1 protein-coding gene is annotated in these 1,065 nt (G+C 70.8%); it reads right to left on the bottom strand.

The window, feature by feature from the left end; genetic code table 11:
• Positions 1 to 198: 198 nt before the first annotated feature.
• Positions 199 to 1,065: HNH endonuclease signature motif containing protein (locus tag L615_RS23095; RefSeq protein WP_186449721.1), on the bottom strand; the 867-nt coding region annotated here is incomplete at its 5' end.

Here is a 1,065-nt window from a genome sequence, read left to right as displayed (position 1 = left end):
TGGTTGAGGTGCGACGAGCGCTAGCGAGGAGCCTCGAAACCTCCGGGCCTGCGAGGCGGACTGTGTCGGGCACAGTCCGGTGCACCGTGGCCGGTGGTTTCGAGGCTCGGCGCTGGGGCGCCTCGCACCTCAACCACCGGGGTTCGCGACCTCCGGGCATGCCGTTGACCCCGCCGGGTGGCGGGGTGTGGGGCGGGGTCAAGGTCGATCAGGCTCGGGGGAGTCGGCCGGGTCGATCACGTCCGTTCCCGCCGGCGTGACGAGGAAGTGCGCGCCGTTGGGGCTGGTCCACAGGTAGTGGCCGGGGCGGAGCACGCGGTACGACCAAGCACCGTGGGTCTTGGCGCGGTGGTGGCGGCGGCAGAGGGGGACGAGGTTGCACGGGCACGTTGGACCACCGCGACTGTGCTCAATGGCATGGTCGAGGTCGCACCTGGTGGCGGGGGTGGTGCAGCTGGGGAACCTGCAGGTGTGGTCGCGCAGCTGCACGCGGATGCGGTGGCGGTCGGGGATCTCGTAGGAGTCGACCGGCGTGCAGTCGGCGACGTCGATGACGGGGCGGACGATGATCGTGGAGCCGGGGAGGGAGAGCCACTCCCTGATCTGTCCCGCGAGGACCGGTCCCCGGGTTTCCTCGCAGCGTCCGACCGGGTTCTCACCCGTCAGGGTGGTGTCGGTGATGTGGAGGTTCAGGACGCTGCGGCGGCCGGGTGATTTGGCGATGACCTCGCCGGTGGCGGGGTCGCTCACGATGAGGTCGAGGGAGAGGGAGAGGTCCTGGCGGGCGAGCTCGCCGGCTGCCTTCGACCGCCGCACGTCCAACGACGAGTCGTCGCCGAGCTGACCGAGCAGGTGGGCGCGGCGGGTGATGGTCTGGTTGAGGTCGTGGCCGTCGGCGGCGTCCATCAACGCGTCGACGTAGACCAGCCCGTGCTCGTCGACGTCGGAGATGGTGAACCGGCGGCGGTCCGCCGCCCTCTGCCGTTCCAGCTCCGCCCGCCCGGGGTCGAAGCGAGCAATCGCCTCCGCAACCAAGCGGTCGATCTGCGCCCAGGTCACGGACTC

Source organism: Nocardioides sp. J9 (assembly GCF_007829375.1).
Classification (GTDB): Bacteria; Actinomycetota; Actinomycetes; order Propionibacteriales; family Nocardioidaceae; genus Nocardioides.
This window is presented reverse-complemented; position numbering and strand designations above follow the sequence as displayed.